The sequence below is a fragment of the Neotamlana sargassicola genome (assembly GCF_020523965.1).
In the GTDB taxonomy this organism is placed as follows: Bacteria; Bacteroidota; Bacteroidia; order Flavobacteriales; family Flavobacteriaceae; genus Neotamlana; species Neotamlana sargassicola.
Genome location: NZ_JAJAPX010000003.1, coordinates 64,888 through 79,925, shown reverse-complemented (window position 1 = coordinate 79,925; position 15,038 = coordinate 64,888). Strand labels below are relative to the sequence as shown.

Annotated in this window: 16 protein-coding genes; 9 read left to right on the top strand and 7 right to left on the bottom strand. The window is 30.7% G+C overall.

All coding sequences use genetic code 11. The features are described from left to right. Nucleotides 1-7 precede the first annotated feature (7 nt). The 3 genes from ade to LG651_RS08290 all read right to left on the bottom strand — a co-directional run bounded on the left by ade (nucleotide 8) and on the right by LG651_RS08290 (nucleotide 4,435). A complete protein-coding gene (gene ade, locus LG651_RS08300) occupies nucleotides 8-1,627 on the bottom strand; it encodes an adenine deaminase (protein WP_226695674.1) in 1,620 nt (539 codons plus the stop codon). Nucleotides 1,628-1,653: 26 nt separating this feature from the next. Further along, complete coding sequence (tilS, locus tag LG651_RS08295; protein WP_226695673.1) at nucleotides 1,654-2,982, bottom strand: tRNA lysidine(34) synthetase TilS; 1,329 nt, start codon at nucleotides 2,980-2,982, stop codon at nucleotides 1,654-1,656. A 154-nt stretch (nucleotides 2,983-3,136) separates the two neighbouring features. Beyond that, nucleotides 3,137-4,435: an anthranilate synthase component I family protein gene (locus LG651_RS08290; RefSeq protein ID WP_226695672.1), complete on the bottom strand. Its 1,299-nt coding sequence runs from the start codon at nucleotides 4,433-4,435 to the stop codon at nucleotides 3,137-3,139. Nucleotides 4,436-4,518: 83 nt separating this feature from the next. On the opposite strand from LG651_RS08290, the gene LG651_RS08285 reads away from it, so the two are divergent. After that, complete coding sequence (locus tag LG651_RS08285) at nucleotides 4,519-5,409, top strand: aldose 1-epimerase family protein (RefSeq protein WP_226695671.1); 891 nt, start codon at nucleotides 4,519-4,521, stop codon at nucleotides 5,407-5,409. A 42-nt stretch (nucleotides 5,410-5,451) separates the two neighbouring features. Further along, a complete protein-coding gene (locus tag LG651_RS08280; RefSeq protein ID WP_226695670.1) occupies nucleotides 5,452-6,804 on the top strand; it encodes a DEAD/DEAH box helicase in 1,353 nt (450 codons plus the stop codon). Nucleotides 6,805-6,869: 65 nt separating this feature from the next. Here the strand turns inward: LG651_RS08280 and LG651_RS08275 are convergent, their stop codons facing one another. Then, nucleotides 6,870-7,262 carry a MotA/TolQ/ExbB proton channel family protein gene (locus LG651_RS08275; RefSeq protein WP_226695669.1) on the bottom strand — a complete coding sequence of 131 codons (393 nt, stop codon included), beginning with the start codon at nucleotides 7,260-7,262 and terminating at the stop codon, nucleotides 6,870-6,872. A gap of 190 nt (nucleotides 7,263-7,452) precedes the next feature. Between LG651_RS08275 and LG651_RS08270 the strand changes: the two genes are divergently transcribed. From LG651_RS08270 to LG651_RS08245, 6 genes are all read left to right on the top strand, one after another. Continuing rightward, on the top strand, nucleotides 7,453-8,505 hold the full coding sequence (locus LG651_RS08270; RefSeq protein ID WP_226695668.1) for a sensor histidine kinase: 1,053 nt from the start codon (nucleotides 7,453-7,455) through the stop codon (nucleotides 8,503-8,505). 2 nt (nucleotides 8,506-8,507) lie between these two features. Next, nucleotides 8,508-9,224 carry a LytR/AlgR family response regulator transcription factor gene (locus tag LG651_RS08265; RefSeq protein WP_226695667.1) on the top strand — a complete coding sequence of 239 codons (717 nt, stop codon included), beginning with the start codon at nucleotides 8,508-8,510 and terminating at the stop codon, nucleotides 9,222-9,224. Nucleotides 9,225-9,360: 136 nt separating this feature from the next. Beyond that, nucleotides 9,361-9,723: a fructose 1,6-bisphosphatase gene (locus LG651_RS08260; protein ID WP_226695666.1), complete on the top strand. Its 363-nt coding sequence runs from the start codon at nucleotides 9,361-9,363 to the stop codon at nucleotides 9,721-9,723. 14 nt (nucleotides 9,724-9,737) lie between these two features. Then, entirely contained in the window at nucleotides 9,738-10,556 is an 819-nt protein-coding gene (locus tag LG651_RS08255) for a cell envelope biogenesis protein OmpA (RefSeq protein WP_226695665.1), read from the top strand. After that, nucleotides 10,543-11,031: a Rab family GTPase gene (locus LG651_RS08250; protein WP_226695664.1), complete on the top strand. Its 489-nt coding sequence runs from the start codon at nucleotides 10,543-10,545 to the stop codon at nucleotides 11,029-11,031. Before LG651_RS08255 ends, LG651_RS08250 begins: the two co-directional genes overlap by 14 nt. 6 nt (nucleotides 11,032-11,037) lie before the next feature. Next, nucleotides 11,038-12,549, top strand: coding sequence for an ATP-binding response regulator (locus LG651_RS08245; protein WP_226695663.1), 1,512 nt, complete (start codon nucleotides 11,038-11,040; stop codon nucleotides 12,547-12,549). Nucleotides 12,550-12,555: 6 nt separating this feature from the next. Here the strand turns inward: LG651_RS08245 and LG651_RS08240 are convergent, their stop codons facing one another. Together LG651_RS08240 and LG651_RS08235 are read right to left on the bottom strand one after the other, a co-directional pair. Beyond that, nucleotides 12,556-13,101, bottom strand: a complete 546-nt coding sequence (locus tag LG651_RS08240) for an RNA polymerase sigma factor (protein ID WP_226695662.1) — start codon at nucleotides 13,099-13,101, stop codon at nucleotides 12,556-12,558. 198 nt (nucleotides 13,102-13,299) lie between these two features. Next, nucleotides 13,300-13,473 carry a hypothetical protein gene (locus tag LG651_RS08235; protein ID WP_226695661.1) on the bottom strand — a complete coding sequence of 58 codons (174 nt, stop codon included), beginning with the start codon at nucleotides 13,471-13,473 and terminating at the stop codon, nucleotides 13,300-13,302. A 218-nt stretch (nucleotides 13,474-13,691) separates the two neighbouring features. Here LG651_RS08235 and LG651_RS08230 point away from each other — a divergent pair, with 218 nt between their 5' ends. Next, nucleotides 13,692-14,474, top strand: a complete 783-nt coding sequence (locus LG651_RS08230) for a S1/P1 nuclease (RefSeq protein WP_226695660.1) — start codon at nucleotides 13,692-13,694, stop codon at nucleotides 14,472-14,474. Between the two features lie 43 nt (nucleotides 14,475-14,517). Here LG651_RS08230 and LG651_RS08225 read toward each other — a convergent pair whose 3' ends face one another. Then, entirely contained in the window at nucleotides 14,518-15,027 is a 510-nt protein-coding gene (locus LG651_RS08225; protein WP_226695659.1) for a peroxiredoxin-like family protein, read from the bottom strand. Between the last annotated feature and the right edge of the window lie 11 nt (nucleotides 15,028-15,038).

Genomic DNA, 15,038 nt, shown 5'->3' with positions numbered 1-15,038 from the left:
TAATTTTCTATAATTGTAAGTCTGTAAATTTAAATGCTTTTCCGTTAAACAACCCTTTATCGCTTAATTTTAACGAAGGTATAACTAAAAGCGCCATAAAAGATAAAGTCATGTAAGGCGCATGCAAATTCGAGCCCAAGGCTTTTGCCATTTTATCGAGTTCGGCATATTGTTTACCTATAGTTTCACCATCTTGGTCGCTAATAATTCCAGCAACGGGAAGCGGTACTATTTTTTCTTCGGAAGCACTTACTGCACATATGCCACCTTTATTTTCTATAATTAAATTCACGGCTTTACAAATAGCTTCATCTGTAGTTCCTACCGCAATGATATTATGAGAATCGTGACCAACAGAACTGGCAATAGCGCCTTCTTTTAAACCGAAATTTTTAATAAAAGCTAAAGCAGGTGTATCGTTTTTATAGCGGTTTACAACTGCCATTTTTAATATATCTTTATCGGTATTCGATTCTAAAAATCCGTTTTTTACAGTCGCTTCTTCCACAAGTTCGTTGGTTACTAACTGCCCTTCTAATGCTTCAATTACCCGAATTTGTTTTGCTGTTGCCACAATTTTAAATTCTGAAATATCTTTTTTATCGCAATTAAAATTATTCAGATTTTTAAAAGCTACAGATGTTATTAAACTTTCACCTTCATTATAAACCAACGCACCGTTTACATAAGTTTGAAGCGTTTTAAATTTTATTAAATCTTCTACTACAATAAAATCTGCAAAGTCTCCCTCTTGTAATAAGCCAACGTCTAAACCATAGTGTTTTACCGGATTTATACAAGCTACCTGAAGTACTTTAAACAAATCGATTCCTTTAGCAATTGCTCTAGCACATAATTTATTAATATGATGTAAAAGTAAATCGTCTGGATGTTTATCGTCGCTACAAAACATCATGTTTTCAAAATGTTCTGGCAGTAAATCAATTAAAGCTTCAAAATTTTTGGCAGCACTACCCTCACGAATTAAAATTTTCATACCTTTTTCAAGCTTTTCAAGTGCTTCGTTATAAGTAAAACATTCGTGGTCTGTGTAAATGCCAGCACTAATATATTTAGTAATATCGTCTCCAATAACTCCAGGCGCATGCCCATCGACTGGTTTGTTATAATGTTTTGCCCAAGCTATTTTTTTAAGAACTTCTTCATCGTCAAAAATAACTCCAGGGTAATTCATCATTTCTGCTAAGTATTTAATATCTGGGTTTTCTAGCAGTTTTTTTATCTCGTCGGAATCTATAACTGCTCCGGCCGACTCGAAAGTAGTTGCTGGCACGCAAGAAGGGGCTCCAAAATTGAATTTAAAAGGTACTTTTTTACCGTTTTCAATCATAAATTCAACACCTTCAACTCCTAAAACGTTGGCTATTTCATGCGGATCTGAAACTGTACCAACCGTACCATGTTTTACAGCGAGTTTTGCAAATTCACTTGGCACTAACATAGAGCTTTCAATATGAATATGCGCATCTATAAAACCAGGTAAAATATAATGTTCTACATCATGATTTTGTTCTGTAATAGCTACAATTTTATCATTTTTAACCGTAATTTCTCCTTTAAAAATGCGTTGATTTTGTATGTCTACAATTTGTCCTTTTACTTTCATATATTTATGGATCGCTTCGACTGCGCTCAGCGCGACATTAATTCTATTTTTAATATAGTTTTAGTTTCATTTGTAACTTTAAACCTGTCGTCAGCCCGTTTTCCTATTATCCAAACAATTTGATTTTTAGAGCATAACAACAACGAATTTTCCTTATCGAGAAGTGAAAACTTCTCATCTTTAAAATATTTACTCAGCTTCTTTTTACCGTGCATTCCTATTGGGAAAAACACATCGCCTTCCTCCTTTTTTCTAATGGTTAAAGGAAATTCAAGCGTGTTTTTATCTATGTAAATACTATTTTTTGCAGTTTTTATGTTGGCTTCAACAGCATCAATTTCTGCAAAGCTTAAAGTGCCAAACGGTGTTTCAACTTTATCGGTTATACTTGAAATAATAATTTCTGAAAACTGTTCAACTTCCTTCTTAGTCAATAATAAATAGTCGCGATCTTTTATGAGTCTATATGCGTTAGAAAACACTTGTTTTCCTGGTTGAGCATTTAATAAACTCACAATATCGTCCCATTCTGTAAAACCAAATTCTTTTAAAGCTTCAAATAAATACGCTTTTGGATGCTTTGTTTTTTTGAATTCTGAAATTTTAAAACGTACCTCGTTGTCGCTTATTCTTTCTATGGTTTTATTTAAAAACTCATCAATTTTATCGTTTATTATGGTTGATGAATCTTGCAAATTATTTAAAGTGGATTGAAAACTTTGTAACAAACTCGGGTTAATTTCTTTTAAAATAGGAATAACCTCATGGCGTAGTTTATTGCGTAAATATTTTACCGATTTGTTACTACTATCGTCGCGCCATTTTATACGGTTTGCATTGGCATACAATTCAATATCATCACTTGAAAAAGGTAATAACGGACGTACAAACTTCCCGTTAATTTCTGGTATTCCAGTTAAACCTTCCAAACCTGTGCCTCTTGTAAAATTGATTAAAAAAGTTTCTAAATTATCGTCGGCATGATGCGCTGTTAAAATGTAATCGAACTTTAATTGTGAGGACAATTCGTCGAACCAATTATAGCGTAATTCGCGTGCTGCCATTTGTATAGAACGCTTGTGTTCTTTAGCATATAATGTGGTGTCAAAATTTTGAATAAACACCTCTAAACCTAAACTTTCGGCTAAGGTTTCAACAAAAGTTTCATCGGCATCACTTTCGTTTCCGCGTAAATTAAAATTGCAATGCGCTAAAGCTATATTTAAACCTATTTTGTGGCATAAATGTGTTAAAACCACACTATCTATACCGCCAGAAATAGCAATAATTACTTTGCTTTTGGTTAAGAAATTAAGGTTTTGAGTAATATGTTTTTTGAATATTTCTTGGGTCATTTTTCCACCGATTCACGGATTATTTTTCAATATAACTGGATCTCGACTGCGATCGATCTGACAATTAATAGTAATTCCAATCTATAATTTTGATAATTGTACTTCTCAAATATACCAACTTGAATAGTTAATTTTTATGTTTCTGGATAAAAAACTAGTTTTCCAGCACTTCGCGCATCGCCTTTGCCTTTACCAAGCATTCTTCATATTCGTTTAACGGATTGCTTTTTGCTGTAATGGCACTTCCTACCGAAAAGGACACGTATTTTTTAGTTTCGTTGTATAAAATACTGCGAATTACCACGTTAAAATCGAAATCGCCATTTGGTGTAAAATAACCAACAGCGCCAGAGTAGAGTCCGCGTTTGGTTTCCTCTAAATCCTCAATAATTTGCATTGCCGAAATTTTTGGAGCACCCGTCATGCTTCCCATAGGGAAAGTGGTTTTTAAAACATCAATCGGGTTAGTGTCATCGTTTATTTTTGATGTAATGGTCGATATCATTTGGTGTACTTGATCGAAGGTGTAAACCTTACACAACTCTTCTACCTTCACCGAGTTTTTTTCAGCGGTTTTCGACAAATCGTTTCTCACCAAATCTACAATCATTATATTCTCACTACGTTCTTTTTGGTCTTGCGATAAATGGAATTTAAGTTGTTCGTCTTCAACTTTATTTTTAGATCGTTTTGCCGTTCCTTTTATGGGTTGCGATATAATTTTATTGCCTTCCTTTTTTATGTAACGCTCGGGCGATGCAGAAAGCAAATATTTATCGAAACTTTTAAAATATGTAGCAAATGGCGGGTTAGAGATGGCATTAAGCTTTTTATAAGTTACTAAAGGGTTTATTTCTGTGTTTTCGGCATAAAACTCTTGACAAAAATTGGCTTCGTAAATACTGCCGTGGTGCACATGCGCTAACATTTTATTTACTTTATTAAAATAAGCATCTTTATGAATACGCAGATGAATTTTTATGTCGTTTGAAGGTTTTGTATTAAAATCTTCTTCGCTATTATAAATATCATTTAAATCGGCATCAATTTCATCATCAACCGCTTTTAAATATTTAATTTCAACGGTGTTATCTTTAATTAAAAATAGTTTTTTTGGCTGAAAAAAGTATAAATCTGGGAATTGTAAACCATCAAAATTATTAGATTTTAATGGCTCTACATCGTTTTTTAAATCGTAAGTTAGGTAGCCAAAAATCCAATCGTTAGTCGTTTTTTGGTAATCATTTAACTTAGAAAAAGCATCAAAATAATCTGTTTTTATACTTGTAAAAGCATCAACTGCTAAAACGGCATCGTAACTTTTATATGTTTGCGTGTTTTTTTTATTGTTAGAATCTAACCAAACCACATCGTCAAACTGTTGTGCCCATTGCAATAATTTAGTTTTAAATTGTGCGATGTTTTTTTTGCTGTAAGTAAAAGTTGTTCTCAAATAAAACAGAATTATACTGCAAATTTAGTTAGAATACTTAAATTTATTTCAAAATTGTAAAAACAGTTTCAAACAAAAAAAGCATGTACACTTTAAAAAACGATAAACTTAAAATTGCCATAAAAAAAATTGGCGCCGAACTTTGCGAAATTTCTTCAGTAAAACATAACACACAATTTATGTGGGATGCAAACCCGGACGTTTGGGGTAGTTTTGCTCCTAATTTATTTCCTGTAATTGGTGCTTTAAAAAACGGTTCGCTAACCTTTGAAGGTGAAACTTATAACACACCAAGACATGGTTTTATAAGACATAGCAAAGACATTACGCTTTATAACAAAACAGATAACAGCTTAACTTTTAAATTAAAAAGTAATGCTGAATTACTAAAAATTTACCCTTTTAAATTTGAGTTTTTAATTACATTTAAATTAACAGATAATACACTTAATGTTTCGCATACCGTAAAAAACACCGATACAAAAACCATGTATTTTTCTCTTGGTGGACATCCTGCATTTAAATGTCCGGTTTTTGAAAACGAAGCTTACGACGACTATTTTTTAGAGTTTGAACATAAAGAAAACTCTAGTCGCTATTTAATTGAATTAGGAAGTGGACTTATTTTAAACGAAACCGAACCCGTTTTTAATAACGACAACATTTTACCTTTAAAACACGAACTTTTTGATGTTGATGCGCTTGTTTTTAAAGACTTAAAGTCTCGAAAAATAAGTATTAACAGTAAAAATCATGGTAAAATATTAACGGTAAGCTACCCTAAATTTAATTATATGGGCATTTGGGCAAAACCAAACGGTGATTATGTATGTATTGAACCTTGGCTTGGTATTGCCGATAGTGTAAACGCAAGTGGAAATTTAAAAGAAAAAGAAGGCATTTTAAGTTTGGATGCAGGCAACGCATTTGAAGCTAGTTACAGTATTGAGATTGAAGACAACCATTTAGTTTAAACTTAAGAATAAACCTTACCTTTGCCCCAAAATACAGTAGTTTTGACTTTTGAAGATTTAAATTTAAACACACCGCTATATAACGCCATAAACGATTTAGGCTTTACAACCCCAACTCCCATTCAAGCAGAAGCTTTTAATGTGGTGGCTTCGGGAAAAGATATGGTTGGTATAGCACAAACAGGTACTGGTAAAACCTTTGCCTATATGCTGCCCATTTTAAAAAATTTAAAGTTCTCGAAACAAGACAACCCCAGAGTTTTGGTACTGGTACCTACCCGCGAACTTGTAGTACAAGTGGTTGATGAAATTGAAAAACTATCAAAATACATTAACAATCGTGTTTTAGGTGTATACGGTGGTACAAACATTAATACCCAAAAGCAAGCTGTAGCGCAAGGTTTAGATATTTTAGTGGCGACACCCGGTAGACTTTACGATTTAGCTTTAAGTAGAGCGTTACAATTAAAATCGATTCAGAAATTAGTTATAGATGAAGTTGATGTGATGCTAGATTTAGGGTTTAGGCATCAGCTTATTAATATATTTGATATTCTTCCGCAAAAGCGCCAAAATATTATGTTTTCGGCCACAATGACGCAAGATGTTGAACTTTTAATTAACGATTTCTTTATTAAACCTGAACAAATATCTATTGCTGTTTCGGGTACACCTCTTGAAAATATTACACAAACCAAATACAAAGTTCCTAACTTTTATACAAAGGTTAATTTATTGGTGCATTTACTTAAAGACCAAGAAACCTTTAATAAAGTTATTGTTTTTGTGGCTTATAAACGAATGGCAGACAGATTATTCGAAAAATTAGACGAATATTTTAAAGAAGAATTGTGCGTTATTCACTCCAACAAAACCCAAAACTATCGTTTACGCAGTATTGAGCAATTCCGTGAAGGCGTAAACCGCATTTTAGTTGCAACAGATGTTATGGCGCGTGGTTTAGATATTGATAATGTTAGCCATGTTATAAATTTTGATACTCCAGAATACCCAGAAAACTACATGCATCGCATTGGTAGAACAGGTCGTGCAGAACGTAAGGGTGAAGCTTTAGTGTTTTCAACCGAAAAAGAAAACGAAGCCATTGAAGCCATTGAGAGCTTGATGCAAATGGAAATTCCTTTAGCAGAATTACCCGAAGCCGTTGAAGTTTCTACAGAGTTAATTCCCGAAGAACGCCCACAAATTAAAGAGCGCAATAATCCGCACAAACAAAAGGAAGAAGATTTGCCAGGACCTGCCTTTCATGAAAAAAAGGCTAAAAACCAAAAGGTTAATTTAGGCGGTTCTTACAGACGCGACATGGCAAAAAAATACAAAAAACCTAAAACTAGAGGCGATAAAAACTATAACAAACGCAATAAGAAAAAATAAAAAAATCCTTCTCATGTAAATGAAAAGGAGGTTTAAATTGATTGATGAAGAACCGTTATGAATTGTTAGTGCTTCTGTAAACACTTTAAAATAATAATACCAATCCTTGGTAAAATAAAAGTAACCAACCCAAAAACAGTTGTTAAAAAGGATACTTTTAAGCCTGCAGCCATCATTCCTGCGCTAATATCTCCCATAGATTCTATAGTATCGAAAGCGGTAATCATTCCAATAGTTGAACCCAAAAATCCAAATACTAGCCCTAAAATACTAGCCTCGGAGGCTAAGTTGTTCATTTTTTTAGATTTAGCGACATCTTTTTTAAGGTGAAAAAAACCTATAATTAGAAACGTTGTTGCAAGCAATAAGCAGATTAAAATAAACGACATAAATAATGGACCGCCTTCAATAAATCTATCTACAAAAACATTTAGCGGGAAAACAGATAATAAATTCATAAGTAATGGTTTTAATTAAACATGCCACAAACATAAAACCTAAAATCAAAGCTAAAATTAAAATGCGACAGATAACCAAATTAGCTATAAAAATAACAAACGGTTAAAACCAATGCAAAATCCGTAGTTCGTCTATAAAAACTTTTTAACCTTCTAATTTATACTATTATTGTAACTTATAAATTTAAAAATGGTTACAAAACAGTTCGTATTTAAAAAAATAGCTCAAATTTTCACACATACTTTCTTTTGGTGTGGTGTGCTGCTATTTTATACTTACTTTTTCGCCGTAAATAGCAACGATTTTAATTATGTGCTTTCTTTCTCGTTATTTTTAATGCCAATTACCATTGCTACAAGTTATGTTTTTATTTATAAAATAATTCCTGAATATTTTATTAGTAAACGCTACTTTTTGTTCGGTTTATACAGCTTGTATACCTTAATAATTTCGGCCTATCTTATTGTTATTTCTGTATTTTATGGATTAATTTATCTATCTAATTTTCAATACAACAACATGGCTCCTATTAGTAAAAGCCTACTGTTAGTTGCTATTGCAGTGTATTTGGTCGTTGTTGTTGTTAGCGCCTTTAAACTTTTAAAACTTAATGTAAAACATACCGAAGCAACTAAAAAGCTTGAAACCAAAATTTTAGAAACCCAATTAAAACTTAAAGAGCAAGAGCTTAACTATTTAAAAATGCAAATACACCCGCATTTTTTATTTAATACACTAAACACCTTGTATGGCTTTGCCTTAAAAAAAGCCGACGAAACGCCCGAAATGATATTAAAATTATCAAATTTATTAGATTATTTACTTTATCAAGTAGATAAACCCTTTGTTTCATTACAAGATGAAATTAATCATATTAATGATTATATTGATTTAGAAAAAATGAGATTTAACAACACACTTCAAATACATTTTAATATCAATAACATACGAAACGACATTAAAATTGCTCCCATGCTTTTATTGCCATTTGTAGAAAATAGTTTTAAGCACGGTAGTTTAAATCAAGGCATTTTAATAGTAAAGATGAATATATACGGCAAAAACAATATGGTTTTTTTAGAAATTGAAAACTCTTGTAATACCGAAAATATTTCGGAAAAAGGCATTGGATTAGAAAATATAAAAAAGCGACTAGACCTGCTTTATAAAAACAAATACACTTTAAACATTAATGATAAAAACAACTTGTTTAAAGTAAATTTAAAGCTTATTACAGATTAAAAATGGCAGAAAACAAAACCATATCATGCCTTATACTCGACGACGAACCGGTTGCTAGAGAAGTAATAGCTACACATCTTGGTAAAATACCAAGCATGAATATGGTGGCTAGTTGCAGTAATGCCATTGAAGCTTTCCACATATTAAGGTCGCATAAAATAGATTTAGTTTTTCTTGATATTAACATGCCAGAAGTATCTGGTATTGCATTTGCAAAATCGATTAATAAGGATATAAAAATAATTTTTACAACGGCTTATCGCGATTTTGCTGTTGAGGGCTTCGAGTTGCAAGCTGTCGATTATTTGCTAAAACCAATTTCCTTTGAAAGATTACTAAAGGCTGTGCACAATTATTTTGATATTCATGTCAACTCACAACAAACAGAACCAACTCAGGAAAATAGCAACGATTTTATGTTTATTCGAGCAGACAGACGCATGATAAAAGTTGACTTCAGTTCCATTATTTACATTGAAAGTTATAGCGATTACATAAAAATTCATCAAGCAAACAATACCTTAGTAACACGAGAAACTTTAAGCGCTATTGAAGCAAAATTGCCAAATAAACATTTTATTCGAATTCATCGTTCCTTTATAATTGCATTAAAACACATCCAATCGTTTACTAACGAAGAAATTACAATTAATAATACTGCTTTAACAATTAGTAGAAGTTATAAAAAAGAAGTTTTAAAAGCTTTAGAGCAGTATTAACTCAACTAACCTTTTTTAAAAATCTCCTAAACAAACGGCGACTTATTTTTACTATTTCTTACAACTTGGTTAAAAAATAACATATTTAAGAGATATTTACATATTTTTGTTTTTAACCATTGCTAACAAACTTAAAATGAAAAAAGATACAAAAGCCGAAATTTCGGAAAATTTAAACGGTGAACATAAAAATGCCAGTTCGAAAATTGATGCTATTAAAGAACTTATTTTTGGCGAAAATATTCAAGAATATAATGAAGAGTTCGAAGCTTTAAAAAAAGATATTTTACACAAAAAAAACGAACTTCAAGAATTAATTAGTTCTGTAGAATCTGAATTATTACAAAGTATAGATTCACTTAGTACCGATATTAACATTCGCGTAACCGAATTAGAAAACACAGTAAACGATAAGTTAGACGACTTAGGCGATAAAAAAGCAGACAGAAAATTACTGAGCGAGCTTTTTATTAAGTTAGGAGAAAAAATTGCTGAGTAGTTTTAATTTAATAGATGAATCAAGACGAGAAACTAAATATTATTAAGGATATTTTACTTACCGACGAGCGTGAGTTTGCATCATCTATTGAAAAAAAAATACAGATTCTAGAAAACACAATTAATACACAAAAGGAATTATCTGAAAAAGTTAATCCTATAATCGACTCAAAACTAAATAATTTCGTTAAAGACATACCCGAAACCCTCGGACCAACCATAACCAGTACTTTAAAAGCTGAGATTAAAAACTCACAAGATGCTGTTGTAGAAGCCCTCTTCCCTATTATTGGTAAAATGATAAAACGCTATGTTCAACACGAAATTCAAGTTTTATCAGAGCGAATAAACAATCAAGTAAATAAAACTTTTTCTTTTAAACGTTTTTTCAGAAGAGCAAAGTCTAAAGCAGCTGGCATAAGCGAATCCGATTTAATTTTACAAGAGCAAAACAGCGCCAAAATTGAGCAAATTATTGTTATTGAAAAAGGCTCTGGGTTACTTTTAGCAGAGTATTCTAAAAACAAAATGGCCGACGAAGATATGGTTGCTGGTATGCTAACAGCCATTAAAAGTTTTGTTGAAGATGCCTTTAAAAAAGAAGACCAAAGTTTACAATACATAGAATACGATTTATACCATATACATATTCAAAATTTTTCTTCATTTTATATAGCCGTAGTAATTTCTGGGGTATTTAATGTAATTTTTAAAGACGATTTAGAAGATGAACTTTTAGAATTTGCAGACAAACACAAAATAGCTAAACTACTACAAAACAAACCATTATTATCAAAAAAACTAGAAGAATTTTTTAAGAATGACAATATCTAAGAAAATTGTTTTAATTGGGCACTTTGGTGTTGGTAAAACCTCTTTAATTAGGCGTTTTGTTGAAAACACCTTTACCGAAGACTACAAAGTTACCATTGGCGTACATATTTCTAAAAGAACTATAAATATTTCTGAAAATGAAGATATTTCGTTAATTATCTGGGATTTAGAAGGGCAAGATGATATAAAAAAAACAAGGCCTTCTTACCTACTGGGTACCAACGGTTTTATATATGTTTTCGATTTAACCAGACCAGTAACTTTCGAGCATCTTAATGCTGAATTAGCCTTTTTAAAAGAAAACTTCTCAACCGTTCCTGTTAAAGTAGTTGGCAACAAAGTAGATTTAGTAAATAAAATATATTTAAAAGAGCATAGCGAACAGTTTGATAATGTTGTAGATTATTTTGTTAGTGCTAAAACCGGAAGCAGAGTTGAAAAACTCTTTGCCAAACTAGCCCAAGATTTAATATAAAACTAAATGCTTCAAGAATTAAAAGATAAATATCACAAAAACAATTTTCAATACATTTTAGTTGACGATTTAGGTATTGTTTTAGAACAAGATCAACCTATTTTACCAACAATAATTGGCGAAAAAATTCAAGATATTCATCCTTTTTTCGAAATATTAACGCATTTACTTCCAACTACAAACGAAAGTTTTGAGTTTTCGTGTATAAATCTAGATTTTAATAATCAAGAACCTTTAGTTGTTGATGTTACATTAAAAACCCACAACAACAATAACTTGGTAATTATTGAAAACCTAACCAAGCATTACAACAATTACCAACTTACAGCACAAACCAGAAACGAATCTATAATAAACTCACAAATTCTTGTACTTAAAAACGAATATTTGCTTGAAAAAGAAACTTTTAAAAATAATTTTATAGCCAATTTTAGTCACCAGTTACGTAACCCAATAACAGCATCAACAATATTTAGCGATTTATTAATAAACAGCAACTTAAACGACGAACAAAAAAATTATCTAGAAATAATTCAATCGGCAAATAAAGATTTAAAACAGCGAATTGAAGACATTTTAGATATAAGCAAAATTGAATCTGGCAAACTAATTTTGGTTAGTAAAGTCTTTAATTTAAAAGAATTGCTAAAAAATATTGAAGTTATTTATAACTACTTAGCAAGCAAAAAGGGGTTATCTTTTAAATTAGAAATAGGAGAAAAAGTACCAACTTTTGTTGAGGGCGATCAATATAGATTAAAACAAATTTTAGCAAACTTATTAACCAATGCTTTAAACTATACAAGCAAAGGACATATACACATTAAAGTTTCGCATAACCACACTAGGGCAAACAAAGTTAATTTACATTTTGAAGTTGAAGACACTGGTTGTGGTATAGCAGAAGAAAACCTAAAATCTATTTTTGATAGGTTTACAAAAATTGAAACAGGTGAAGAACAAACAGGCGTTGGCTTAGGATTAGCTATTGTAAAATACCTAATTTCTGAAATGCAAGGAAATATTAAAGTTGAAAGTAAAATAGATAAAGGATCTACTTTTATATTCAATGTTAGCTTTAAAGCATCAAACTATACTCAAGATCAAAAAGAAGCACTATTAAATAACCAGCTTCCAGAATTGAAACAAAAATATAACATTTTATTAGTAGAGGATTCTGAGATAATTCAATTATCGATTTTAAAAATTTTGGCATCTACAGGTTTATTTTTCATTAATATAATTTCTGATGGTGAAGCAGTTATTCCTAATCTAGTAGACCAAAAGGTCGATTTAATACTTCTATCAAATACTATTCAAGGGTATTCTGCCTCTAATTTATCTGCTTCTATTAGAAGTCTATCAAAAGAATACAAAAAAACACCAATTATTGTTTTATCTACACAAGGCTATAAAGACGATATAAAGCGCTATAAGAAAAATGGCATTAATGATGTTTTGGTAAAACCTTTTGATAAACATAAACTTCTAGAAAGCATCAAAAAACACTTAAAATAATTTTACTTAAGCCACTGTTGCATAAGTATCTGCTAAGCGTTCTTTAGCTCTTTTTATTCTCATTTTAACGGCACTAGACCCTAAGTTTAATTTCGTTTCAATATCTTTTACACTAAGCTTTTGCAAATATTTTAATTCTAAAATCATTTTGTCTTTAACAGGCAATTGTTCCATTGCTTTTATAAGCTGTTCTTCTGCCTGTACTTGTTTAGTTAAAGTTGCATCTATGGCTTCTCCAACATTTTCTAAATCGAAATCCTCATTTAATCGCATTTCATATTTTCTTTTTGCACTTCTATTTACATAGTTTATACAATAATTATAAGTGAATGAATAAACCCAAGTTGAAAACTTTGATCTCCCTTGAAAACTAGATAATTTTAAATATAACTTTAAAAAAATATCTTGAGTTAAATCTTTTGCCTCAGCTTCATTCTTTACAAAAGAGAAACATTTATTATAAATATGAGTTGAATATCTATCGTAAATAGTTTCAAAATAATGTGTTTCGTTTAAATCTAAAATTCTTGAGATAATGGCTTCGTCTTTCAAAATTAATTGGTTTTCGGTTAATGATATGCCAATATTATAGATTGAAGAACAGTTCGAAGTTTTATAAAGAACAAGCTTATTAAAATCGATTAAAAACAAATAAAATCGATTAAATCACATTTTAAAAGTAAGAAAAAACTCAATTTAAGTGTTTTTGAAATTTGTTTGCGAATTTGGTAATACAGGAAAAGACAATTATTAAGTATTTTTTTTACCTCTAAGAACATTAAATATATCGGCCACTTTATTAGGAAACTTATTTAAAATATCCATTAATTGATTTGCTGATTCAATATCTTCCATAACCTTGGGTTTTAAATCCTCTGGTACTTTTTTTAAAGGTTTTTCATCTGGGTTATAAGAGTCTTCCATAAACTATTTGTTCGCACTTCATAAAAATAATTACCTTCTATTTTATTACATAAGGTTTTTATGTGTGTGCTAGTTGTCTGTATTTGAAACACTTTTATTTAAATAGTCACATTTTTTACAAAAAAAATAAAAAAAGCGTTCGTTAAAACTTCTTTAAATACAATAATTAACCCGCTGTTATAATACATATATTTATAAATTAGCATAAAATATAATTTATGAAATACTTAATAACTATCAGCTTATTATTTACACTGTTAATACCAAAACAATCTTTGGCTTATAACGAGTTTTGGGGGCCTACAGGACATCGAGTTGTTGGAGAAATTGCAGAAAAACATCTTTCTAGAAAAGCTAAACGAAAAATAAACAAACTTTTAAAAAATCAATCACTTGCATTTGTATCTACTTATGCAGATGAAATTAAGTCTGATAAAAAATATAATAAATTTTATTCTTGGCATTATATTAACATGCCCTTTGAAGAAAGCTACGAAACAGCTATTAAAAATCCTGAAGGCGATTTAGTAACAGGAATAAATACATGTATTTCTGTAATTAAAGATGAAAACTCTAGTAATAGCGATAAAGCTTTTTACCTAAAACTATTAATACATTTAGTTGGCGATTTACACCAGCCAATGCATGTTGGATTAAAGGAAGATAAAGGTGGTAACGATATTAAGGTGCAATGGCATTATAAAGACTCGAACCTTCACCGTGTTTGGGATTCTGACATGATTGAAGAATTTAATATGAGTTATGATGAACTGGCTGATAATGCAGAATTATTAAACAAAACTGATATTAAAAAATTACAAGAAGGCTCTGTTGTTGATTGGGTAAACGAAACCCACGAATTAGCTAAACTAGTATACAAGTCTGCAGAACTTAATGAGAATTTAAGATACAGATATTCTTATAACAATTTTACAACCGTTAGAAAACAATTACAAATTGCAGGAATTAGGCTTGTAAAAGTTTTAAACGATTTATTTTAACAAAAAACTCTCAATAAAATTGAGAGTTTTTTGTTTTACACAATTAAGCTTCACCTCTAGCAGGGTAGCCTTGCTTTAAAATATAATCAATTCCATTAATTACATCTTTAAAACTTGGCCTACCAAAAGGCATCGATTGTATAGATTCCCAGTAAACTTTTTGGTCTTTATCAATTAAAAACAAACCTGGTTCAAAAAAATGCTCAGGTTCTTTGTCTGAAATAGCTTCCGAAATAAAAAGTCCCCACGCTCTTGCTTCTTCTATTGGTAAGCCATACCCCAACGGAATGTTTTTAATATTCCACTCTTCGTATGTTTCTTTTGCTAAATCTTCAGTATTTGCGCTTACAGCAAGTACGTTAATTCCTCTTTCTTTAAATTCAGATAATTTATTCTCTAACTCTTCAAGTTGCATTTTACAAACTGGACAATGTTTTCCACGATAAAATAAAACTAGTGTAAAATTATCTGGATTTTGATCACTTAACTCCCATGTACTTCCGTTTACTAAATTAATTTTCAAATCTGGTGTTTTCTCTCTTGGTTTTATCATTTTTCTATTTC

Coding starts and splice junctions, on each gene's coding strand:
- LG651_RS08255 (WP_226695665.1), top strand. CDS start 9,738: ATGAATCAAGACGAGAAACTAAATATTATTAAGGATATTTTACTTACC.
- LG651_RS08245 (WP_226695663.1), top strand. CDS start 11,038: ATGCTTCAAGAATTAAAAGATAAATATCACAAAAACAATTTTCAATAC.
- LG651_RS08270 (WP_226695668.1), top strand. CDS start 7,453: ATGGTTACAAAACAGTTCGTATTTAAAAAAATAGCTCAAATTTTCACA.
- LG651_RS08235 (WP_226695661.1), bottom strand. CDS start 13,473: ATGGAAGACTCTTATAACCCAGATGAAAAACCTTTAAAAAAAGTACCA.
- tilS (WP_226695673.1), bottom strand. CDS start 2,982: ATGACCCAAGAAATATTCAAAAAACATATTACTCAAAACCTTAATTTC.
- ade (WP_226695674.1), bottom strand. CDS start 1,627: ATGAAAGTAAAAGGACAAATTGTAGACATACAAAATCAACGCATTTTT.
- LG651_RS08260 (WP_226695666.1), top strand. CDS start 9,361: ATGAAAAAAGATACAAAAGCCGAAATTTCGGAAAATTTAAACGGTGAA.
- LG651_RS08250 (WP_226695664.1), top strand. CDS start 10,543: ATGACAATATCTAAGAAAATTGTTTTAATTGGGCACTTTGGTGTTGGT.
- LG651_RS08285 (WP_226695671.1), top strand. CDS start 4,519: ATGTACACTTTAAAAAACGATAAACTTAAAATTGCCATAAAAAAAATT.
- LG651_RS08230 (WP_226695660.1), top strand. CDS start 13,692: ATGAAATACTTAATAACTATCAGCTTATTATTTACACTGTTAATACCA.
- LG651_RS08275 (WP_226695669.1), bottom strand. CDS start 7,262: ATGAATTTATTATCTGTTTTCCCGCTAAATGTTTTTGTAGATAGATTT.
- LG651_RS08225 (WP_226695659.1), bottom strand. CDS start 15,027: ATGATAAAACCAAGAGAGAAAACACCAGATTTGAAAATTAATTTAGTA.
- LG651_RS08265 (WP_226695667.1), top strand. CDS start 8,508: ATGGCAGAAAACAAAACCATATCATGCCTTATACTCGACGACGAACCG.